This is a genomic window from Barnesiella sp. ET7 (genome assembly GCF_024733785.1).
GTDB classification, from domain to species: domain Bacteria; phylum Bacteroidota; class Bacteroidia; order Bacteroidales; family Barnesiellaceae; genus Barnesiella; species Barnesiella merdigallinarum.
Window position 1 is genome coordinate 1 of the sequence record NZ_JANRHM010000012.1, and the last position, 23,318, is coordinate 23,318.

Here is a 23,318-nt window from a genome sequence, read left to right on the forward strand (position 1 = left end):
ATTAATCACTTTTTAATCCATCCCCAAATAAGAATAATGATTCCTAATACGGCTAATATACTAATAATGCTAACAAGAATAGCCTCAATCCATGCTAATAATGGTAGCATTATTAATACAGCTATACCAATCAATATTAAACTTAAACATCCCGACCAACTTCCTTTTTCTTCTTTATTTTCTTTCTTGGCTATTTGGGAATATTTAATATTATAACAAAGTAAAAATAAGCCTATTAATAAGAAAGGTAACCCTTTGATTAGGCATTCACTTATTTCGTTCCCTTTTGCCAATCCAATAACATCATAGGTTCTTTTTTCATCATAACATTGTGCAATACCATGGGTATAGATAATAAAATTTGTTAATAATAAAAATATCTTCTTCATTGATTTATTTGAGTTTTAGTCGTTTAATCCTATAGCTTACAATTAATACAAGGGAATAAATGACCTCTACAAGAAGTAAGGCAATTATGATTTTCTTTTTATACTCTAATTCTAATACTCCTTTATTTTCTTGAATAGAATAATGCATTGTAACAGTTTGGGTAAAAATCGTTTGACTATAACTCCCATATGTTCCTGTTTGCCAAATAATTGGATTGCTTCCCATTGCTGTGAAATTATCGTCAAACTTAAGCTCAAAATATTTATTAACTCTAAAGAATAGACTGGAATCAGCAGGGCAAGCTCCTTTCATGACCAAGTCTTCAAGCATATCTAATTTAATATTCCTTTTTAATCCATTATTTTCTTGAGTAATTTCATTACGTATTGTTATATCCTTATATTTTTCTTCAAATAGGTTATTAATATATGAGTCTATCATATTAGTTTTGATTTTATAATTATGCATAATAAAATCTTCGTAATTAGAGAGTTTACCTAAATTTGTCTTATAAGATGTTTTAGTTATTAAATGATCTGGATATGAATGTTTTAGACCAATTCCTAATATGTATTCTCCAATGATATCATATCCATAATCTGTCTTTTTAACAATAATCATAAAAGGACTATATGTTGTTGCACAGTTCTCAAACTCAAACCATTTATATTCACCACAGGTTAACATTTTTGTTATAATATCGGTATGATTAAAACGTAAACCACCAAAAAATGAAACCTTGGACACTGTCATCCACGAAAGTTTATCAAAATTAAAACTAGATACTTTTTCTATTCTTATTGAATCTTCATGTAGGCTATTATCATAGTAATAGAACGCGCCTATAGAGTTTTTGCCCTCCAGATATTTATCATCAATAACACGTTCAAGTTGTTGCTTATATTCATTTTTTTTCAATGAATAATATTGCCAGCCCAAAAACAGCACAATAACTCCAATCAATAATGCGCCAATTAAAATCTTGAAAACACTTTTCTTCATATGCTCATTTATACTATTGATAAAACAAGAAAGCGTGAACCGCATGCCACACTCTTACTTGAAGGTCGTAGGAAACCCTGAATACAGATGTAACAATAGCAGCTCACGCTATATTCGTGAGAACCACTATGCTATCCTTGTATTCAGATTGAAAATTTCCTACGTTTTCAAGTACAAGATAAGCATAACGCTTCTTCTAATATGCCTTGGAAGGAGTTTCCTCAATCCACTGACAAAGATATACAATTTAATTGATAATCGGGAGAATAGAGTCGTAAACTATCAAGTTACATATTAATTTCTCTATTCTTCTTTTATTCCTGTTGTAACTGTCTATTTTATTGTTGCTCCAAATAAATTCTACTGCTACATTTTAGAGATTCTTCCTGATTATAAGAACTTTAGTCAATTCTTTAGAGGATCCCAGTATGGTATAGAATTTTTTCATGTGTAGTATTCGTGACTCTGGGTACAAGATCGAAGAGGCTGTAACCGCAGGGTTGCAGCCTCTTTTTTGTTGGATTCTGTCTTCTCTCCCCCTCCCTCAGAACGACCGCAGCCAGTCGGCCAGTTCGGCGTGAACGGCCTGTTTGAAGCGGAACGATTCGTTGTAGCCCCAGCCGTGTCCGCCGGTGGGGTAGATGTGCAGCGAGGCCGGTACCCGATGCTGGTGCAGCGCCATGTAGTAGCGGATACTGTTTTCGACGGGTACCCCATAGTCGTTGTCCGACAGGGCAATGAAGGCGCGGGGTGTCTCGTTGTTCACCTGCTTTTCGTTGGAGTAGTAGTCGATCAGTTGGTGGTCGGGCTCTTTGCCGATGAGGTTCTCGCGAGAGCCTTGGTGGGTGATGGCCGAATCCATTGAGATAACGGGGTAGAAGAGTATCTGGAAGGCCGGTTTCAGTTCGGTGGGGTAGTGGGTGGCAAAGGTCGAGGCCAGATGACCTCCCGCCGAGAAGCCCATGATGCCGATGTCGTCGGGACTGATGCCCCATTCACCGGCATGAGCCTTGACCACGCGCATGGCTTCGCACACGTCCGACAAGGGCACCCGGTGGTTACCGTGCGGCATGCGGTATTTCAAGACGATGAGGGCGATGCCCTGGTGGTTAAAGTAGGAGGCGTAGTCGTAACCTTCGTGGCCGTAGGCCAGGGTGTAGTAGCCCCCTCCGGGGCAGATGACCACGGCACGTCCCGTGCGTCGGCCTTCGGGAAGAAATACCCGTATCGAGGGCTGGAATATCTGTTGGTTTTCGTCGCAGGGTTTTCCCTCGTCGGCATTCTTTTCGGTGGCGCCGTTGGGCCACAGGGCGATGTCGATGGGCGTTTGGGTTTGGCCGTATGAGGCGGTGGCGAAGAGGGTAGCAACAAGCAGGAGTGTGATGAGCCGGTTGAGTTTCATGGGTCTGGTTTTTGCGTGTATGTGTCGTGTGCAGGTGCTGCACAAGTTAACGGCTGCAAAGATAATCGGATAGGCCGGATGGTGGAGTGGCTCGAGAAAAAATATGTGTCGTGTGGAGAATTTCGTGACGAAACAATTTGTACTTTTTGTACTTTTGCGCCCAAATTAGTGGGAAATGAAAGAGAAATTGAAGGGCCATTCGGCCATGTTTACGGCGAACTTCCTGTGGGGAATCATGTCGCCTATTTCTAAATCGATTTTTTTAACGGGTGTCATATCGGCTTTTTCGTTGACCAACATGCGTATGGTGGGGGCGGCTGCCTTCTTCTGGATAGCCTCTCTGTTCATGCCGCGCGAGTCGGTGACCAAGCGCGATTTACTGTTACTGTTTGCGGCCTCCCTGTTTGGAATTACTCTGAATCAGGGATTTTTTGTGGTGGGACTCTCCTATACGACGCCTATCGATGCGTCGGTGGTGGCCTCGCTGACGCCTATCATTACGATGATTCTGGCTGCTTTCATTCAGAAGGAGCCGATGACGGGCAAGAAGGTAATCGGTGTATTCATGGGTCTCACGGGGGCTCTGATTCTGATTCTGGATGGCGCCGGCAGTGCGTCGGGCGGCAGTTTGTCGGGCGGCCGGGTGATGGGCGACCTCTTCTGCCTCATTGCCGAGGTGAGCTTCGCCATTTACTATGTGGCATTCAAGGGGCTTATCAGCCGCTATACGCCCGTGACTTTGATGAAGTGGATGTTTCTGTTTGCGACCATCTGCTGTCTGCCTATCGGCGGGTCGGAGGTGATGCGCATTCCCTTTGCCCAGCTCGACAGCACCATTTATCTCGACTTATTCTTTGTCATATTCGGGGCCACCTTCCTGTCGTACATGCTGGTTTCGGTGGGGCAGAAGCGGTTGCGCCCGACGATTGTGAGCATGTACAACTACACGCAGCCTATCGTGGCCTCGTTGCTGGCCATCTGGTGGGGCATGGACAGCTTCGACGTGATGAAGGGCTTTGCCATTCTGCTGGTATTCCTGGGCGTATATGTGGTAACGACCAGTAAGTCGAGGGCCCAACTCGATGCCGAGCTGGCTGAGAAAGCAGCTCGTGAAGGGGCGGCTACCCACGGTGGCGACGCTGTGGATAAGCAAAAGTAGGACTTTAAAAGAGTATATACATATAAGCCGTGAGAGTGAGTCTCTTACGGCTTATGTTTTATCTGTAAACTATCTGTATTTTATCTGTAACGGAGCGGGTTTAGAGATAGTCGTCGTAGAGGAAACGGGCCACGCCGTCGTGGTTGTTGTCGGGGATGATGGCGGTGGCCTGCCGTTTCACCTCGTCCATGGCGTTCTCGGGAGCATATCGCCGGTCGGCCATGCGGAAGAGGGGCAGGTCGTTGAGGTTGTCGCCGAAGGCCACCACCTCCCAGGGGTTGAGGTGGTCGACAATCTGCTGGGCGGTCGATGCCTTGGAGACCCCCTGCGGGTAGATTTCGAGGTTGCCGTAGCTGGGGTCTACGATGTCGCGGTAGCAGAAGATGCTGCATTGTCCGGCCCGGCCTATCTCGGCGGCTGCGGTCTCGAGGCGGTCGAACCGGTCGATGACCAGGATGAAGAGCGGCGGCCGGTCGAGCAGCGGCTCGGCGTAGCGGTCGACGGGTACGAAATCCTTGTAGGGTGTATTCTCGCGCTGACGTTTGAATTCGCGCTGCATCTCGTTGGACAGCGGTTTGTGGAAGACGTGCAGCTTGTTGTTGTCGATGCGATAGACAAAGGGCACCAGGTCGCGCTTCTCGAGCAGGTCGATGTAGTTGAGGGCCGAGTTGTCGGTGAATCCGTTGGCCCGGATATAGTGTTTGCGACGGATGTCGTAGAGCACGGCCCCGTTCATGAGCACGGCCGGAATATCGAGGTCGAGCTGTTGCAGCAGCGGGACTACCGTAGCCGGTGTGCGGGCCGTAGCCACGGTGAATCGCATGCCCTTGTGCAGCAGGTCGTTGATAATCTGGGTAGAGCGGGGCGAAACCACGGAGTTGCCGTTGAGCAGAGTCCCGTCCAGGTCGGTGATGTAGAGCGTTTGGGTTTTCATCGTCGTGCAGGTATATCGGTCACAGCGGGGTGACGGTTGTTGAACAGGGGGTGACGGGGGAGGGGATTACACCGTCCACCCGTCGGGAATACCGGTCAGAACCACTTGATTTTCCGGAAGATAATGAATGCCAGGGCCGACAACAGTATCGAGAAGAAGACGATCAGCGAGAAGGCGTGCGGTATCTGCTCGATGTGAATGTCGACGTTCATGCCGTAGAAGCTGGCGATGAGCGTGGGCACCATGAGCACAATCGAGAGGCTGGTCATGCGTTTCATGATGGTGTTCACGTTGTTCGAGATGATGGAGGCAAAGGCATCCATCGTGCCGGTGAGGATGTCGCTGTAAATATTCACCATGTTGTGGGCCTGCCGCAGTTCGATCATCACGTCGTCGAGCAGTTCGGGGTTCTGATAGTCCTTTTCGTGGAAAATCTTGGGCAGTTTGCTGATCATCATTTCGTTGCCTCGAATCGAGGTGTTGAAGTAGACGAGGCACTTCTGCAGGTTCATCAGTCGCAGCAGGTCTTCGTTGCGGATGCTCCGTTGCAGCTCCTTTTCGGCCGAGCTCACCTCGTTGTAAATCTGTTTCAGGTACTTGAGGTACCACACGGCCGACGAGTAGATGAGCCGCAGAATGAACTCGTATTTGTTGGGCACCGCAATCTCCTTGCGGCGGGTATGCTCGATGAAATCGGGAATCATGTCGGTCGAGCGGTAGCAGACCGAAACGAGAATCTCGTTGTTGGTGATGATGCCGATGGGCACGGTGGTGTAGGAGATGGTGCTGTTGCGTTCGACAATAGGTATACGCAGGATGGTCAACAGCCAGTTGCCTTCGTTGTCGATACGCGGCCGTTCGTCGGTATCGGCGATGTCGTGTAAAAACGAAGCGGGTACCTTCAAATCGTTTTCCAGGAAATCGAAATCGTCTTGCGTGGGGCACTCTACGTTTACCCAGCAGTTGGGCAGCCAATTGGGTTTCTCTACGAAACCGGCTTCACAAAAGAGATATTTTCTCATCGCGTTGCTCCTTTCTTGTTTTGTATCCCAAGAGGAGCCCGCAAAATTTGACCTTCAAACCTTACTTGCTCTCCAGGGAGAGGTGAATACTATTGTTCGCTCGCGGGTTTGAATCGTCCATAATTCATTGTTTTTGGGGTGAAAAAAAGAGTTCGTCTTGTGAACGAACTCTCCGGAAGCTCTTCAGGTTGGACTTGAACCAACGACCCTCTGATTAACAGTCAGATGCTCTAACCGACTGAGCTACTGAAGAATAGGTGTTTCAAAATGTTTGGCTCTTCAGGTTGGACTTGAACCAACGACCCTCTGATTAACAGTCAGATGCTCTAACCGACTGAGCTACTGAAGAAGATGTCATTCCTTAAAAATGCGATGCAAAAGTAATGGGTTATTTCCAATTATGCAATATATTTGCAAAAAAAATTTTTCCGCAAATGAGGATAGTAGGATTGGGAAACGCACTGACCGATGTGCTGGCACGTTTGCATTCCGACTCGTGTTTCGAGGAGATGGGCCTTTTGAAAGGGGGTATGCAACTGATTGACGAGGAGCGTCTGTTGAAAATCATGGCGGTCTTCGAAGGGCTGGAAACCACGTTGGCTTCGGGTGGCTCGGCTGCCAATGCCGTATCGGGTGTGACCCGTATGGGTGTGTCGGGTGGTTTCATCGGCAAGATCGGGCGCGATGCCTATGGGCGTTTCTTCCGTGAAGATATGGAGCGTAACGGGGTGAAAACTTCGTTGATTGAGAGTGACCAGGCTTCGGGGTGTGCCATGACCCTGATTACCCCCGACGGCGAACGTACGTTCGGTACGTTTCTGGGTGCCGCCTCTACGCTGAGTGCCGACGAGCTTACCCCCGAGATGTTTGCCGGGTACGACCTGCTTCACATCGAGGGCTATCTGGTACAGGACGAAGCCCTCATTCTGCGGGCCGTGCAACTGGCCAAGGAGCTGGGGTTGCAGGTCTCGTTCGATATGGCGAGCTACAATGTCGTGAAAGAGAATTACGCCATCATCCGTACTTTGGTCGAGAACTATGTCGACATCCTTTTTGCCAACGAAGAGGAGGCTATGGCCTATACGGGCGAGGAGCCGCGGCAAGCTGTCGAGACACTGGCCCGCTGCTGCAGGATTGCGGTGGTCAAGTGCGGTGCGCAGGGGTCGTTCGTTGGTTGCGGCGATAGCATTGTCGAGGTACCGGCTACGCCCGAGGTACGCATCGATTCTACCGGGGCCGGCGATCTCTATGCTTCGGGTTTCCTCTACGGCCTGTCGCAACACTGCTCGCTGCATGTTTGCGGCGAGATAGGTTCGTTGTTGGCCGGCCGGGTCATCAAGGTAATCGGTACCAAGATGAGCGATGAGATATGGGATGAAATAAAGTTAAAAGTGGCCGCCTTGATTGCCGGGGACCGGTCGCATTGACTATCTTCGTAAAGCTAAGACAAAACAGAGAGTGATGAGAAAAATACATTTGGTTTTAGGAATCGCCTGTGCGCTGACCCTCGTGGCAGGGAGCGTGAGTGCGGCACCGGCCGGAAAATCGGATCGGAGGGATTTCGAAGTTTCGCGTAATCTCGATATATTCAATGCACTGTTCAAGGAGTTGAACCTCTTTTATGTCGATACCATCAATGCCGAAAAGGCGATTGGCGACGGGGTGAATGCCATGTTGGGCCGGCTCGACCCCTATACCGAATATATCCCCGAGAAGGAGAAGGACGATTTCTTCTTCTCTACCACCGGCGAGTATGCCGGCATAGGTTCGCTCATTATGGAGCGCGACAAGGCGGTCTACATATCGGAACCCTACGAAGGGATGCCTGCCCAATTGGCCGGTCTGCGCCCGGGCGACAAGATTGTGATGATTAACAACGATTCGGTGGCCGGCTGGAGCAGCTCGAAGGTGAGCGAACGGCTGAAAGGTCCGGCCAATACCAAGTTGAAGGTGACCGTAGAGCGGCCGGGTGTCGAGGGGCTTCTCTCCTTCGACCTGACCCGCAAAAAGATACAGATGCCCGCCGTACCCTACTACGATGTGGTATGCGACAGTGTGGGCTACATCTACCTGAGCAGTTTTACCGACTCGGCCGCCGATGAGGTGAAACGGGCCCTGCAAGAGCTGAAGCGTCGGGGCATCACCTCGCTGGTGCTCGACCTGCGAGGCAACGGCGGCGGTATACTCGAGCAGGCCGTGCAGATTGTCAACCTGTTTGTTCCCAAAGGGGTAGAGGTGCTCTCGACCCGGGGACGCAACAAGAAGATGGACAAGATCTACAAGACCACCCAAGAGCCGGTCGATGAAAAGATACCGCTGGCCGTACTGATCGATGGCGGTACCGCCTCGTCGTCGGAGATTGTAGCCGGTTCGCTGCAAGACCTCGACCGGGCCGTAATCGTGGGCTCGCGTTCGTATGGCAAAGGGCTGGTACAGTCTACCCGTCCATTGCCCTATAATGGCATGCTCAAGGTGACGATTGCCCGCTACTATATCCCCAGCGGCCGCCTTATCCAGGCTATCGACTATTCGCACCGCAACCCCGACGGCAGCGTGGCCCGTATCCCCGACAGTCTCACGCACGAGTTCAAGACGGCTCACGGCCGCATTGTGCGCGACGGTGGCGGCATCAAGCCCGATGTAGAGACTTCGGTCGAGCGTCGGGGCAACATCGGCTACTACCTGATGCGCGATTTCTATTTCTTCGACTTTGCCAACCAATACGCCGCCCGTCACGATACGATTGCCCCCGCCAAGGAGTTCGTATTGCCCGACTCGGTCTATAACGAGTTTAAGGCCTTCGTGAAGTCGAAGAATTTCAAATACGACAAGCAGAGCGAACGCATCCTCTCCGACTTGAAGGAGGTAGCCAAGTTCGAGGGCTACTTCGACGAGAAGACCCAGAAGCAGTTCGAGGCGCTGGAAGCCAGTCTGAATCACGACCTGGACCGCGACCTGGAGACTTTCCGCGACGAGATAAGCCAGTTGCTCTCGATTGAAATCGTGAAGCGATATTACCACCAGAAGGGCGAAATCATCGAGTCGATCAAGGACGACAAGGATTTGACCGAGGCTTGCTCGATACTCAACGACAAGGCTCGCTATGGCCAGATTTTGAACCTCACCGGGAAGCATTGAGCTCTCCCGAGTCCTGTATACCGGATACAACAAAGGCGATGAAATCGAATTTCATCGCCTTTGTTGTATGTAGATAATCAACGCAGCTTACACGTTGAAGCGGAAGTGCATGATGTCGCCGTCCTGCACCACATAATCCTTGCCTTCGATATACATCTTTCCAGCCTCTTTGCAGGCGTTTTCCGACCCGAGGGTGATGTAGTCGTCATACTTGATGACTTCGGCCCGGATGAAGCCCTTCTCGAAGTCGGTGTGGATGATGCCGGCACACTGCGGAGCCTTGCTCCCCTTCAGGTAGGTCCAGGCACGCACCTCTTGCGGTCCGGCGGTGAAGTAGGTCTCGAGGTTGAGCAGGCTGTAGGCGGCGCGGATGAGGCGAGATACGCCCGACTCCTTGAGGCCGATTTCGTTGAGGAACATCTGCCGCTCTTCGTAGGTTTCGAATTCGGCAATCTCCGATTCGGTCTTGGCGGCTACAATCAGTATCTGGGCATGCTCGTCCTTGACGGCTTCGCGTACCATATCGACATATTTGTTGCCCGATACGGCGCTGGCGTCGTCGACGTTGCAGATGTACATTACCGGCTTGTTGGTGAGCAGGAAGAGGTCGTGGGCAATCTTCTGCTCGTCTTTGGTCTCGAAGGTGACCGTGCGGGCCGGTTTGCCCTGCTCGAGAGCCTCTTTGTAGCGGCTCAGCACTTCGTAGGCGATTTTGGCCGCCTTGTCACCGCCGGTCTGTGCCTGTTTCTGCACCTTGGCAATGCGCGATTCGATGGTCTCCAAGTCTTTGAGTTGCAGCTCAAAGTCGATAATTTCCTTGTCTCTTACGGGGTTTACCGAGCCGTCGACGTGTGTGATGTTGTCGTCGTCGAAGCAGCGGAGCACGTGCAGAATGGCATCGGTCTCGCGAATGTTGGCGAGGAACTTGTTACCCAGACCCTCACCTTTACTGGCCCCTTTCACCAGGCCGGCGATGTCGACAATCTCGACCGTCGTGGGGACGATGCGCTGGGGATGAACCAGTTCGGCCAGTTTGTTCAACCGCTCGTCAGGAACGGTAATCACTCCCACATTGGGCTCGATGGTGCAGAACGGAAAGTTTGCCGATTGCGCTTTGGCATTGGACAAACTGTTGAAAAGAGTCGATTTGCCCACGTTGGGCAGCCCGACTATACCACATTGTAAACTCATTCTATTGTGTCGTTTTGTTTATAATTCGTGCCTAAAGACTGGCATTGAACAGGCTGATGAGTGGACAATCGTCTGATTTACTGCAAGCTATCGAAGCTCTTAGGGGCGTTGCTCTCCCTCTTGTTGCAGACCTGTTCGGGCAGTCCCTGCAAAGATAGTGAAAGGTGAGAGCAAAGACAAACGGGAAAACTTGTTTTTCAAGTTTGGTTATGTCGAGTCGCATCCTATCTTCTACAAAGATAGTGAAAGGAGAGTGCAGAGACAAATGAAAACCATGTTTTCAAGTTTGGCTATGTCGAGCCGCATCCTATCTTCTACAAAGATAGTGAAAGGAGAGTGCAGAGACAAATGAAAACCATGTTTTCAAATTTGGCTATGTCGAGCCGCATCCTATCTTCTACAAAGATAAGGAATCTTTGGCTTATTTCGCTCTTTCATCGTGTGGTAGATGGGATGGCAGGGTAGAGCGTGTAAATGTATTTTAAATGTTATTTATTTTATTTTAGTAAAACAGAGTGAATGAATCTCTCGCTTTCGGTGTATTTTTGTCCTGCACACCAATCTGCTGAAAATAACATGAAAAAACATCTGCTCCTCATCCTGTTGGCTACGGTTTTCTTATTCTCGGCCGTGGCCGAATCGCCCAAACGAGAATTACGGGCTACGTGGCTGGCCTCGGTAAGCAATATCGACTGGCCCAAATCGACTCAGACGGCCGCACAGCAGCAGGCTGCACTGGTCGAGATACTCGACGGCATGCAGGCGGCCCGCATGAATGCCGTCTACATGCAGGTGCGCCCCATGTGCGATGCGCTGTATCAGTCGGCCTACGAGCCGTGGTCGCAATACCTCACCGGCACGCGAGGCAAGGATCCCGGCTACGACCCGCTGGCATTTGCTATCGACGAGGCACACAAGCGGGGCATGGAGCTGCATGCCTGGATCAATCCCTACCGCTACGAGAGCGTGAAGAACATGCACGGGGCCGATGACCCCATCCGCAAGAATCACCCCGAGTGGTTGCTCGAGTATTCGTCGAGCTATATCCTCGACCCGGGCAATCCCGAAGTGACCGCCTATCTGGTCGATGTCATCGAGGATATTATCACCCACTACAACGTCGACGGCGTTATCTTCGACGACTATTTCTATCCCTACGAGGGAACTACCAACCAGGATGCCTATTCGCAGAGCCTCTACAAACCGGCCGGCAAGGATGTGGGCGACTGGCGTCGCGAGAATGTAAACACCTTGATGGCCGACATATACAGTATGATTCAGGCGACGAAGCCTACCGTGAAATTCGGTATTGGGCCCTTCGGTATCTGGGGCGGTCCGCAGAGCGTGGCCAACGCCTACGGCATCGACTACCTGAACACGAGCGGCGGCACGAGCGCCTATTCGCAACTCTATTGCGACGGGGTGGCCTGGCTGAAGGCCAAGAGCATCGACTACATCTCGCCGCAATGCTACTGGCCCATCTTCAACACCCGGGCCTGGGGCTACAAGACGCTGGTGCCCTGGTGGGCCGGAGTGGCCGAGGTGATGGGGCGCCACTTCTACTCGAGCATGCGCATCTCGACCATGCCACAGAGCGCTCCGCAACGCCGCAGCATCCTGCAACGGCTTCGCATCACCGAGAGCGAATACGACAACCTCTCGATGGTCGAGCGTTCGGTAGCCGCTACGGCTGCTCAGGGGACCGAAGAGTGCGGTTTCGAGGTGGACATGAACCGGTCGACCGACCTGCTGGGGGCTCCGGGCCATGTCTTCTTCAACACGACCCAGTTCTTCAGCTATGGTCTGGCCGACTATCTGGCCGAGGAGAAGTTTACCCAGCCCGCCCTGACTCCGCTCATGTCGTGGAAGACCCCCCAAACGCTCCCCCGGATTACCGATATAACCCTCTCGGGCAACACCCTTTCGTGGCAGGCACCCGGGGCCGACGAGACCATACGCTATGCCCTCTATTATGTGCCCAGCCGGGTGGTCAACAGTCCTGCCACGTATGAAAAGTCGACCTATCTGCAGCAGATTACCTGGGAGACGAGTGCCGACGTGTCGTCGTGCACGCAGTCGGGCTACTACTTTGTGGTGACGGCTATCGATGCCGCCGGCAACGAGTCGGAGCCCTATGTGAAGACCCCTTCGGGCATACAGACCGGCCGGGCCGAATCGCTGGCCGTGTATGGGGCGCAAGGTGTCGTGTGCGTATCGGCTCCCGAGGCGACGACCGTGCAGGTCTATGCCGTTACCGGGCAACTGGTGCGCGAGGCCGAGGTCGAGCGGGGCACAACCGAGATTACCCTTCCTGCCGGGCTCTACATAGTCAATGGCTACAAAGTAGTCGTTCGGTAGTTGCTTTTAGTTTTTTATGAAGATGGAGCTTCTCTCGTTTTTGGGGAGAAGCTCCTTTTTTTGTGTGAGGGTGGGGTGAACCCTACGAGCCGATGCGGCGTTTTTAGAAGAAAAAAACGGAAACGATGAATAAAGCGTACGAGATAGCCGACCGGCTCATGGCCTGGGTGTCGGATTTGTTGCAGCGGTTCACCGGCGAGCCTTCGCCGGTGTGGGACCAGATTGTGTACAGTCTGCTGGTCTTTGTCATTGCGATTGTGGTGGGCCGCATTCTGCGGGCCATCGTGATTTACGGGATTCACCTCGTGGCCCGCTATCGGGGCGGCAGTTTGATGAAGGGGCTGGTCAAGGCGCACCTCTTTACCCGACTGACGCACATCATTCCGCCGTTGGTCATCCTGTCGCTGTTGCCGTTTGCCTTTCACGGCACGCCGGCCTTCCTGAAACTTATCGAGAAACTCTGCTGGATTTATGTGTTGGGGGTGATTGTCTTCTCCCTCAATACGCAACTGTCGGTCTTTTGGGAAATCTATTCGAGCCGTACGGCCCTGCGCAACCGTCCCATGAAGGGGATGATTCAGATTATTCGGGGGCTGTTGGCCGGTTTCTGGGTAATCGTGTCGGTCTCGATTCTCATCGAGCGGTCGCCCATGGCGCTCATTACGGGACTGGGTGCTTTTGCCGCGGTGCTGATGCTGGTGTTCAAAGACAGTATTCTGGGCTTTGTGGCCGGGGTACAACTCTCGCAAAACGACATGATTCGCAACGGCGACTGGATTGTGGTGCCGGGCGGCAGTGTGAACGGCATCGTCATCGACGTGTCGCTCGACACAGTGAAGGTGCAGAACTTCGACAACACAATCGTGACCTTGCCGCCCTATTCGCTGGTGTCGGGCGAGGTGCAGAACTGGCGGGGCATGACCGATGCGGGAGGACGGCGCATCATGCGCTCGTTGACCATCGACATCAGCACGGTGAAATTCTGTACGCCCGAGTTCCTGGAAAAGATAAAGGAAGAGGTGGCGATTTTACGCGATTTCATCGAGAAAAAGGAGGCTCAGCAGCAGCGGGGCATCGTCGAGAATACCCAGAATAGCGAGGGGCTGGTAAACGGAACCATCGAGACCAACCTGGGTCTCTTCCGGGCCTACATGACCCTCTATCTGCAACAGCACAAGTTCATCGGCAGCCAGATGCTCCTGATGGTGCGGGCCCTCGACCCGACCGACAACGGCCTGCCGTTGCAGCTCTATTGCTTCTCGACCAACACCGATTGGGCCAGCTACGAGTCGATTCAATCGGAGATTTTCGAGCACTACATGGCCATCATGCCTACCTTCGGGCTCTATCCTTTCCAGAATCCCTCGAGCCGCGACTACATCAATGCCGCCTTGATTACGGCCGGGCATCACCCCGACGAGATGTGGGGAATACCTTTTGGTACGATGCGTGCGGCCGGTTCGACGGCGGCTAAACCGGATCGGTCTGCAGCACCTCCTCAAGCACCGCAACCGCCGACTCCACCGAAGTAATATCCTTGATGGCCAGCGAACGGCGACCCTTTATCTCGCGCAGTTTGCATTGGCGCGGGTTCTTTTGCAGGTAGGCCAGTATGCGGCCGAAAGCGGCCGACTGGTAGTAGGCCACGTGTTCGTCGGAGACAAAGTAGAGGTACATCTGCCCCTGTTTCAGCCCCACCTTTTCGATACCCAACTGCTTGGCGAGCCGCCGCAGACGCACGATGCGTATCAGCTCCATGGCTTCGTGGGGGATGCGGCCGAAGCGGTCTTCGAGCCGTTCGCAGAACTGGCGGATGTCGGTCTCGCGTTCCATGTTGTCGAGCTCCTGGTAGAGCGAGATGCGCTCCGACTCCTGCGGCACGTAGTCGGCCGGGAAGAGTACCTCGAGGTCCGACTCGATGGTACACTCCGAGACAAACTCCTCGGGTTTCGCGTCGGAGTCGGCACCGTAGTAGAGGTCGCTGAACTCGTCGTTTTTCAACTCGTCGACCGCCTCTTTCAGAATCTTTTGATAGGTTTCATATCCCAAATCGGCGATGAAACCGCTCTGTTCGGCCCCCAGCAGGTTGCCGGCCCCCCGGATGTCGAGGTCTTGCATGGCGATGTGTATGCCGCTGCCCAGCTCCGAGAAGCTCTCGATGGCCTGCAACCGGCGGCGGGCATCGACCGAGAAGGTGTGGCGGGGCGGGGTGAGCAGGTAGCAGAAGGCCTTGCGGTTGCTGCGGCCCACACGGCCTCGGAGTTGGTGTAGCTCGCTCAACCCGAAGTTCTGGGCATCGTTGATGATGATGGTGTTGGTGTTGGGCATGTCGATGCCCGACTCGATGATGGTGGTGGCCAGCAGCACGTCGTAGTCGTAGTTGACAAAGTCGATGATGGCCTGCTCCAGTTTCTCGGGCGGCATCTGTCCATGGCCGATGACCACGCGGGCATCGGGTACCAGGCGGTGTATGGTGTTCTCGAGTTCGTAGAGTTGCGGGATGCGGTTGTTGACGAAGAACACCTGTCCGCCGCGGCTCATCTCGAAGTTGATGGCCTCCTTGATAATATCGTCGTTGAAGGCGTGTACCTCGGTCTGTATGGGGTAGCGGTTGGCCGGCGGGGTGGTGATGACCGAGAGGTCGCGCGCCCCCATGAGCGAGAACTGCAGGGTGCGGGGGATAGGGGTGGCCGACATGGTGAGGGTGTCGACGTTGACCTTCATCTGTTTGAGTTTCTCCTTGACGGCTACGCCGAACTTCTGTTCCTCGTCGATGATGAGCAGCCCCAGGTCGTTGAATTTCACATCTTTTCCGATGAGCTTGTGGGTGCCGATGATGATGTCGATTTTGCGGTCGGCCAGGTCTTTGAGTATCGCTTTCACCTCCGATGCCTTGCGGGCCCGGCTCAGATACTCTACCCGCACGGGGAACTCCTTGAGCCGCTCCTTAAACGTCTGGTAGTGCTGGAAGGCCAGCACGGTGGTGGGTACGAGTACCGCCACCTGCTTGTTGTCGCAGGTGGCCTTGAAGGCGGCCCGTATGGCAATCTCGGTTTTGCCGAATCCCACATCGCCGCAGATGAGCCGGTCCATGGGCCGTTCGCGCTCCATGTCGGCCTTGACCTCGGCGGTCGACTTTATCTGGTCGGGGGTATCTTCGTAGATAAACGAGGCCTCGAGTTCCTGTTGCAGGAACGAGTCGGGCGAAAAGGCGAAGCCCTTCTCCTGCTTGCGGGCGGCATAGAGCTTGATGAGGTCGCGGGCAATCTCTTTCATCTTGCCCTTGGTCTTCTCCTTCATGCGCTCCCAGGCGCCGCTGCCCAGCTTGTTGACGCGGGGCGTCTCTCCCTCTTTCCCCCGGTATTTGGCCAGCTTGTGCAGGGCGTGAATGCTCACGAAGATGATGTCGTCGTTCTGGTAGGTGAGCTTGATAACCTCCTGCATCTTGCCGTTGATTTCGGTGCGGATGAGTCCGCCGAAGCGGCCGATTCCGTGGTCGACGTGCACGATGTAGTCGCCTACCTCTATCTGGTTGAGCTCCTTGAGCGAGAGGGCCAGTTTGCCCGAGCGGGCGTGTTCGCTCTTGAGGGTATACTTGTGGAAGCGGTCGAATATCTGGTGGTCGGTGAAGCAGCACATCTTCAGATCGTTGTCGACGAACCCCTCGTGCAGCGTCTTCAGCACGGGGGTGAAGGTAATCGATTCGCCCCGCTCCTCGAAGATGGCCTGGAGCCGTTCGATCTGTTTTTCGCTGTCGCTGAGGATGTAGATGGTGTACTTTTTCTCGATGAATTGGGAGAACGACTGGCTCACCAGGTCGAAATTCTTGTGGTAGACCCCTTGCGGTGCGCAGTCGAACCGCATGACGGCGGGCGTCTTCGCCTCGCTCGAGGTACCGTAGTCGATGCGGCGGAACGACAGCGCCTTTTGGCGGAAGGCCGCAGGGTCGATAATCTTCTTCATGGCGTCGCGGTCGCCCTCCTCGGCAATGAGGGTCTGCTCCGAGAGCGACTCCGAGGCGACGGCCTCTATCCGGTCGAGTGCCCACGAGAGGTTGTGGCATACGAGAATGGCGTTTTTGTCGATGAAATCGAGCATCGAGATGCCTGAAGCCTCCTTCCCGCAGACATTCGAGACGATGTAGACCTCGTCGAGCCGTTCGGTCGAGAGCTGCGTCTCGACCTCGAAGGTGCGGATGCTCTCTACCTCTTTCCCGAAGAAATCGATACGGTAGGGCAACTCGTTGGTAAACGAAAAGACATCGAGTATACTGCCCCGCACGGCAAACTGCCCCGGCTCATACACATAGTCGACCTCGCTGAATCCCAGCTCGCGCAGCTTGTCGGCCAGAGCCACGATGTCGTACTTGCTCTTTTTGTCGATGTGGAGCGTCTGGTCCGACAGCGTATCGACCGGCACCACCTTCTCGGCAAGAGCCTCGGGATAGGTGATTACCAGCAGGGAGTCGCCTTTCTGGTTCAGCCGGTTGAGCACCTCGGTCCGCAGGATTTCGGAGGGAGGGTCGGGCTGTCCGTACTTGATGTCGCGCTTGTAGCCCGAGGGGAAGAGCAGGATGCGGTCGCTGCCGTTGATCTGCACCAGGTCGTTGTAGAGGTAGCCGGCTTCGTCGAGGTCGTTGGCGATGATGAGGTGCGGCTTCTTGTTCTCCAGCAAGTTGGAGAAGAGCAGAGCCGGGGCCGAGCCTTCGAGTCCCTGAATGAAGATGTTTTTTCTCTTGGAGTCCTTGACCAGCGATAAAAACGCATCACGCCTCGCCGACGTATTGAAGCGTGCAGAAAAACTTTGAATGTCCATGTTTATCGTTTACTAAACCGGGAAACAAAGTTACACAATTATTCGTCGTTACGAGGCGTATCGCGCTGTTATTTTGGGGTCAATGGGCCTCGAGCCAGTTGTGGCCGGTACCATAGTCGGCAACCAGCGGTACCTGCAAGGGGTAGGCGTTCTCCATCTCGTGGCGTACGATTTCCTGCACCCGTTCGAGTTCGTCGGTCGGGACGTTGAAGTTGAGTTCGTCGTGCACCTGCAGAATCATGCGGCTCTTCAGCCCCTCCTCTTCGAATCGCCGGGCGATGCGAATCATGGCAATCTTGATGATGTCGGCGGCACTGCCCTGGATGGGGGCGTTGATGGCGTTTCGTTCGGCATATCCCCGCACCACGCTGTTGTGCGAATGGATGTCGGGGAGCATGCGCTTGCGGCCGCAGATGGTCTCGACGTAACCCTTTTCGCGGGCCACCTCGATGCTCTTGTTCATGTACTCCTTGATTTGCGGGTAGCTCTCGAAATAGCCGTCGATTAGCTCTTTGGCCTCGCTGCGGGGGATGTTGAGCCGTTCGGCCAGCCCGAATACCGAGATGCCGTAGATGATGCCGAAGTTGGCCGTCTTGGCCTTCCGGCGCATGTCGGCCGTGACTTCACCGATAGGTACCTTGTAGATTTTGGCAGCCGTGGCGGCGTGGATGTCCGACCCCTCGCGGAAGGCCCCGATCATGTGCGGGTCGCCGCTCAGGTGGGCCATGATGCGCAGCTCTATCTGGGAGTAGTCGGCCGAGAAGAAGAGGCATCCCGGGTCGGGCACGAAGGCGCGGCGAATCTCGCGTCCCTCGTTGTCGCGTATGGGGATGTTCTGCAGGTTGGGGTTGCTCGAACTGAGGCGCCCGGTGGCGGTGACCGTCTGGTTGAATGAGGTGTGAATCTTCCCCGTCTTGGGATTGATGAGCTCGGGCAGGGCGTTGATATAGGTGCTCAGCAGCTTGCGGATGCCGCGCTGGTCGAGAATCTTGCCCACGATGGGATGCCGCGAACGCAGTTTCTCCAGTATCTCTTCGGTGGTGGAGTATTGTCCGGTCTTGGTCTTCTTGGCCTTCTCGTCGATTTTGAGCCGTTCGAAAAGAATCTCGCCCACCTGTCGGGCCGAACTCACGTTGAAGGTGGTACCGGCCAGCTGGTAAATCTCCTGTTCGAGTTCGCCCAAGCGGCGGGTGAGCAGGTCGGACGAGCTTTTCAGTTCGGCCGTGTCTACATTGACACCGGCAATCTCCATGTCGGCGAGCACTCGGGTGAGGGGCATCTCCATCTCGTAGAAGAGCTTCTCCATCTTATCTTTGGCCAGCTCCTTTTCGAGCCGGTTTTTCAGTTGCAGGGTCACGTCGGCATCCTCGGCGGCATAGGGGTAGACCTGCTCGACGGGTACCTGACGCATGGAGAGCTGCTTTTTCCCCTTCGGGCCGATGAGTTCTTCGATTTCCACCGTCTTGTAACCCAGATAGATGCTGGCCAGATAGTCCATGTTGTGGTACTGTTCGGGTTGCAGCAGGTAGTGGGCCACCATGGTGTCGAAGAGGTTGCCTTTGACCTCGACCCCGTAGTTGTGCAGCACGATGTAGTCGTATTTGATATTCTGCCCGATTTTCAGCGAAGCGGGGTTTTCGAGAGCCGACTTGAAGATGCGCACCGTTTCGCGGGCCTTCTCCTGGTCGTCGGGCACGGGTACGTAGTAGGCTTCGTGCTCCTTGAGGGCAAACGAGAGTCCTACCAGTTCGACGCTCATGGGGTCGATGCCGGTCGTCTCGGTGTCGAAGGCAAAGGCCGGGGCGCAGGCCAGCAGGGCGGCAAGGTCCCACATCTTTTCGGCGGTATCGACGAGGTGGTAGGTGTGGGGTACGGTGTGGATGTCGGCCAGCTTCGACTCGGCCGGCTTTTCGTCGGCAGCCTCTTCGGCAGGTTGCGGAGCCTGGTCGAAGAGCGAGCGCTGCGGGGCCGGTTTGGGCGCGGCGGCCGTGGCCGCTTTGTTGCCCAGCACCCGTTCGGTGAGGGTGCGGAACTCCAGCTCTTCGAAGATGGGGCGTAGTTTCTCGCCGTTGACCGGTTCGCGGCGCAAGGCCACTTCGTCGAAGGTCAAGGGTACATCGGTGCGGATGGTGGCCAGGAATCGGGAGAATTCGATCTGCTCGCGGTTGGTCTCGATTTTGGTCTTGAGGGCCCCCTTCAGCCGGTCGGTGTGGGCCAGCAGATTCTCGATGCCGCCAAAGTCGGCGATGAGTTTCACGGCGGTCTTCTCACCCACGCCGGGGCAGCCCGGTATGTTGTCGGAACTGTCGCCCATGAGGCCCAGAATGTCGATGACCTGCTCGGGCGAGTCGATGCCGTATTTGGCCTTTATCTCGTCGGGGCCCAGTATCTCGAAGTCGCCGCCGAACTTGGGGCGATACATGAAGATGTGGGGCGATACCAGTTGTCCGTAGTCCTTGTCGGGGGTCATCATGTAGGTATCGAAACCCTCCTTCTCGGCCAGTTTGGCCAGAGTGCCTATCACGTCGTCGGCCTCGAAGCGGGGCACCTCGATGATGGGGATGTTGTAGGCCTCGATAATCTGCTTGATGATGGGCACCGAGTAGCGTATCACCTCGGGTGTCTCCTCACGCTGGGCCTTGTATTGCTCGTAGGCCTCGTGACGGAAGGTGGGACCCTGGGGGTCGAACCCCACGGCGATGTGCGAAGGATTCTCTTTCTTGAGCAACTCTTCGAGTGTATTGACAAACCCCAGAATGGCCGAAGTGTTTACACCTTTGGAGTTGATTCGGGGGTTCTTGATGAATGCGTAGTAAGAGCGGTAGATGAGCGCGTAGGCGTCTAACAGAAATAGTCTTTTCTCTTGCATGTCGGATATGCGGTTTGTAGATAAGAATTAAAAAAGCGTCATTGCAATGCGGTAAAATTACGATAAAAATACGGATTCTTTTGTTTTATTACTATTTTTGCAGCAGAATAAATTGATATGGATAAACTTTTGGTCATACGGCAACCTATAACCGACGAGCTCGACTTACTGAATAAGACCCTTACCGAGACACTGCACACGAACAGTCCCTTGATGAACGAGGTAATCAACACCTATCTCGAGAGTAAAGGCAAGCAGATAAGGCCTATTCTGGTATTGTTGTGCGCAAAACTGTTCGGCCCGGTACCACGCGAAGCAATCGATGCCGCCGCCTCGCTGGAGTTGTTGCACAACGCCAGCCTGATACACGACGATGTGGTAGACGAGTCGCAGAAACGCCGGGGGCTGCCTACGATCAACCATCTGTACGACAACCGCATTGCGGTGCTGACGGGCGACTATTTCGTGTCGTGTGCCCTGGCCTGTTCGGTGCGGACCAACCAGATGGCCATCATTGCCAGTTTGGGTGTGTTGGGTCGCGAGCTGGCTCGCGGGGAGATAGACCAGCTCTCCAATGCCCGGGAACATCGCCTTGACGAGGATGCCTATTTCGAGGTAATTCGCCGCAAGACGGCATCGCTCTTCTATGCCTGCATGCAGGTGGGCGCCTTGGCGGCCGGAGCCTGCGAAGCCGATGTAGAGCGGTTGGGGCAGTTTGGCGAAAAGCTGGGCCTCTGTTTCCAGATTAAAGACGACATATTCGACTATTTCGAAGACAAGGTGATAGGCAAACCCACCGGCAACGACCTGCGCGAAGGGAAGCTCACCCTGCCGCTCATCCATGCCATTACACAGGGTAAGGGCGAGGAGAACGAACGGATGCGGGCCTTGTTGAACGAGGAGCATCTCTCGGCCGAGAGTGTGCACACGCTCATCGAGTATGCCAAACGCGAGGGTGGTATCGACTATGCCTACGAGACCATGAAGCGGATACGCAACGAGGCCGTGGCTCTGCTCGAGGGATTCCCCCCTTCGGAGACGGTCGATGCGCTCATCTCCATACTCGACTATACGATCGAGCGCGAAAAGTAAGAAGACAGTTTTCTTTCCAGGAGACCGACAGATACGACAACGGGACTGCTCACGAGGGCAGTCCCGTTGGTCGTTTATGGGGTGAATGCAGGTATCAATATTTGAAACTGCTGCCGCCGAGGAACTCGCGCAGAAGCGAGGTGGGCGGTATCTCGCGCTGGTTGATCGACTGGAAGTAGCCCAGGAAGTGGAGCAGACGGTGTGCCTCGGCATATTCGCGGCAGTTGTGCGGCACGGCGCTGAGAATGGGCTGTGCATAATCTTTCATCACGGCCAGCTCGAAGAGGAGCGACGAGTTGAACATGGCGTCGGCATTCTCCTGGTAGGGGAAAATCCACTTCTCTTCGCCTCGGCGCACGCTACCCCAGCGGGCTATGGTGCTTTGGGCCGAGGCACCGCGGTATTTGAAGTCGCGGATGATGCGGCGCAGCAGCCGGTTGTCGGCCGTGGGTATCCAGTTGTGGTCGTCGATTGAGATGGTGGTGAGGGCCGAGACGTAGATGCGGTACTTCAGGTGCGGCTCGATTTGAGGCGTCAGGTCGGGATTCAGCCCGTGGATGCCTTCGAGAATGAGCACGGCCCCCTCGTCGAGCTTCAGGGTGTTGCCTCGGTACTCGCGGCTGCCGGTCTCGAAATTGTAGGTAGGCATCGGTACCGTCTCGCCTTGCAACAGCCGGTTGAGGTCTTTGTTGAAGAGGTCGAGGTCGAGGGCATAGAGCGACTCATAGTCGTAGTCGCCCGTCTCGTCGCGGGGCGTATCCTCGCGGTTGACAAAGTAGTTGTCGAGCGAGATGGCCACCGGCTTGAGCAGGTTGGTCATCAACTGTATCGAGAGCCGTTTGGAGAAGGTGGTCTTACCCGATGACGAGGGCCCCGAGATGAGCACGATGCGGGTGCCCTCCTCGTGGTATCGGCGGGTGATGTCGTCGGCAATCTTGCTGATTTTCTTCTCGTGCAGCGCCTCGGCCACCTTGATGAGGTCGGTCGCCTGGCGGTTCTCGACCACCTGGTTCAAGTCGCCGATGTTGCTCAACCCCACGATGTGATTGAAGGTGAGGTACTCCTTAAAGGCGTTCAACATCTTCTCTTGCGGTTCGATAGGAGCCGGCGTGGTGGGGTCGTCAGGGGTAGGGGGTACGAGCAGCACCCCGCCGTTGTACTTGATCAAGTCGAAACCCTGCAGGTAGCCTGTCGAGGGGGTGAGCCAGCTGTAATACGAGTCGGCTAGTCCGTCGAGGGTATGGTATTGGGTGTAGAGCTGGCGGGTCGACTGCAGCAGTTCCACCTTGTCGAGCATGCCTTGTGCCCGGAATACCTCGATGGCATCGGCCGTGTGGCACTCGATTTTCTCGAAAGGAATGTCGGCTGCGATAATCTGGGCCATGCGCTCCTTGATGCGGGCGATAGTTTCGGGTTTCAGTGCCTCGGGGTTGTCGAGCAGACAGTAGTACCCGTGCGAAAGGGAGTGCTCGATGCGCAGTCGTGTGCCGGGCACGATGTCGCGGATGGCCTTGTACATGACAAAGCAGAGCGAGCGCACGTAGGTGCGCATGCCCGAGGGGTGGGTAATGTCGAGAAACTCTATGTCCTTGGGGCCGTATACCCGGTATCTCAACTCTTCGGTCTTGTTGTTGACATAGGCACATACCGGACGATGAGCCAGTTGTGGTTTGGCCATTTCGTAAATTTCGAGCAGCGATTCACCGCCTTCTACGCGAATGGTCTTTCCGGTGTTTACACAAAAAACGTCAAATTTTTCTCTTTCCATCGTAGTTTTCAGCTCAGGGTAGAGCCTTCTTTAATTCGTTAATAAAAGTAAAACAACAATCTTTCCTCTGGGCAACTATTTTTATTTGTATAAATTTGCAAACGAATGCTTTTTCCAGATGCAAGATTGAGTGTTAAATATACCACAAAGAGGATAATAAAACAACTTATTTAAGAAA

The 23,318-nt window shown here is 54.0% G+C and carries 15 protein-coding genes and 2 tRNA genes; 6 read left to right on the forward strand and 11 right to left on the reverse strand.

What is annotated here, in order from left to right:
* Positions 1–5: 5 nt before the first annotated feature.
* From NW211_RS08810 to NW211_RS08820, 3 genes are all read right to left on the reverse strand, one after another.
* Positions 6–389 carry a hypothetical protein gene (locus tag NW211_RS08810; protein WP_258327591.1) on the reverse strand — a complete coding sequence of 128 codons (384 nt, stop codon included), beginning with the start codon at positions 387–389 and terminating at the stop codon, positions 6–8.
* Between the two features lie 4 nt (positions 390–393).
* Positions 394–1,392, reverse strand: a complete 999-nt coding sequence (locus NW211_RS08815) for a hypothetical protein (RefSeq protein ID WP_258327592.1) — start codon at positions 1,390–1,392, stop codon at positions 394–396.
* Between the two features lie 544 nt (positions 1,393–1,936).
* The gene (locus tag NW211_RS08820; protein WP_258327593.1) at positions 1,937–2,794 is read right to left on the reverse strand and encodes an alpha/beta hydrolase; all 858 of its coding nucleotides are present in this window, start codon (positions 2,792–2,794) and stop codon (positions 1,937–1,939) included.
* A 175-nt stretch (positions 2,795–2,969) separates the two neighbouring features.
* Between NW211_RS08820 and NW211_RS08825 the strand changes: the two genes are divergently transcribed.
* Positions 2,970–3,953, forward strand: coding sequence for a DMT family transporter (locus NW211_RS08825; protein ID WP_258327594.1), 984 nt, complete (start codon positions 2,970–2,972; stop codon positions 3,951–3,953).
* A gap of 100 nt (positions 3,954–4,053) precedes the next feature.
* Here NW211_RS08825 and NW211_RS08830 read toward each other — a convergent pair whose 3' ends face one another.
* The 4 genes from NW211_RS08830 to NW211_RS08845 all read right to left on the reverse strand — a co-directional run bounded on the left by NW211_RS08830 (position 4,054) and on the right by NW211_RS08845 (position 6,258).
* Positions 4,054–4,887: an HAD family hydrolase gene (locus NW211_RS08830; protein ID WP_258327595.1), complete on the reverse strand. Its 834-nt coding sequence runs from the start codon at positions 4,885–4,887 to the stop codon at positions 4,054–4,056.
* A gap of 95 nt (positions 4,888–4,982) precedes the next feature.
* Complete coding sequence (locus NW211_RS08835) at positions 4,983–5,909, reverse strand: magnesium transporter CorA family protein (protein ID WP_258327596.1); 927 nt, start codon at positions 5,907–5,909, stop codon at positions 4,983–4,985.
* A gap of 179 nt (positions 5,910–6,088) precedes the next feature.
* Positions 6,089–6,162: transfer RNA gene (locus NW211_RS08840), tRNA-Asn, on the reverse strand.
* A gap of 19 nt (positions 6,163–6,181) precedes the next feature.
* Positions 6,182–6,258: transfer RNA gene (locus NW211_RS08845), tRNA-Asn, on the reverse strand.
* 85 nt (positions 6,259–6,343) lie between these two features.
* Between NW211_RS08845 and NW211_RS08850 the strand changes: the two genes are divergently transcribed.
* Positions 6,344–7,336, forward strand: coding sequence for an adenosine kinase (locus NW211_RS08850; protein ID WP_241147795.1), 993 nt, complete (start codon positions 6,344–6,346; stop codon positions 7,334–7,336).
* Positions 7,337–7,370: 34 nt separating this feature from the next.
* The gene (locus NW211_RS08855; protein ID WP_258327597.1) at positions 7,371–9,047 is read left to right on the forward strand and encodes a S41 family peptidase; all 1,677 of its coding nucleotides are present in this window, start codon (positions 7,371–7,373) and stop codon (positions 9,045–9,047) included.
* 87 nt (positions 9,048–9,134) lie between these two features.
* On the opposite strand, the gene ychF is transcribed toward NW211_RS08855, so the two are convergent.
* A complete protein-coding gene (gene ychF, locus NW211_RS08860) occupies positions 9,135–10,238 on the reverse strand; it encodes a redox-regulated ATPase YchF (RefSeq protein WP_258327598.1) in 1,104 nt (367 codons plus the stop codon).
* A gap of 576 nt (positions 10,239–10,814) precedes the next feature.
* Between ychF and NW211_RS08865 the strand changes: the two genes are divergently transcribed.
* Together NW211_RS08865 and NW211_RS08870 are read left to right on the forward strand one after the other, a co-directional pair.
* Entirely contained in the window at positions 10,815–12,596 is a 1,782-nt protein-coding gene (locus NW211_RS08865) for a glycoside hydrolase family 10 protein (protein ID WP_258327599.1), read from the forward strand.
* Between the two features lie 125 nt (positions 12,597–12,721).
* Positions 12,722–14,128: a mechanosensitive ion channel family protein gene (locus NW211_RS08870; RefSeq protein ID WP_258327600.1), complete on the forward strand. Its 1,407-nt coding sequence runs from the start codon at positions 12,722–12,724 to the stop codon at positions 14,126–14,128.
* On the opposite strand, the gene mfd is transcribed toward NW211_RS08870, so the two are convergent.
* Together mfd and polA are read right to left on the reverse strand one after the other, a co-directional pair.
* Positions 14,067–17,411 carry a transcription-repair coupling factor gene (gene mfd / locus NW211_RS08875; protein WP_087407856.1) on the reverse strand — a complete coding sequence of 1,115 codons (3,345 nt, stop codon included), beginning with the start codon at positions 17,409–17,411 and terminating at the stop codon, positions 14,067–14,069. The two genes, NW211_RS08870 and mfd, sit on opposite strands and share 62 nt — an antisense overlap.
* 79 nt (positions 17,412–17,490) lie before the next feature.
* Entirely contained in the window at positions 17,491–20,280 is a 2,790-nt protein-coding gene (polA, locus tag NW211_RS08880; RefSeq protein ID WP_258327601.1) for a DNA polymerase I, read from the reverse strand.
* A 117-nt stretch (positions 20,281–20,397) separates the two neighbouring features.
* On the opposite strand from polA, the gene NW211_RS08885 reads away from it, so the two are divergent.
* Entirely contained in the window at positions 20,398–21,372 is a 975-nt protein-coding gene (locus NW211_RS08885; RefSeq protein WP_087407854.1) for a polyprenyl synthetase family protein, read from the forward strand.
* Positions 21,373–21,466: 94 nt separating this feature from the next.
* Here NW211_RS08885 and NW211_RS08890 read toward each other — a convergent pair whose 3' ends face one another.
* Positions 21,467–23,140: a nucleoside kinase gene (locus NW211_RS08890; protein WP_087407853.1), complete on the reverse strand. Its 1,674-nt coding sequence runs from the start codon at positions 23,138–23,140 to the stop codon at positions 21,467–21,469.
* Positions 23,141–23,318 lie beyond the last annotated feature (178 nt).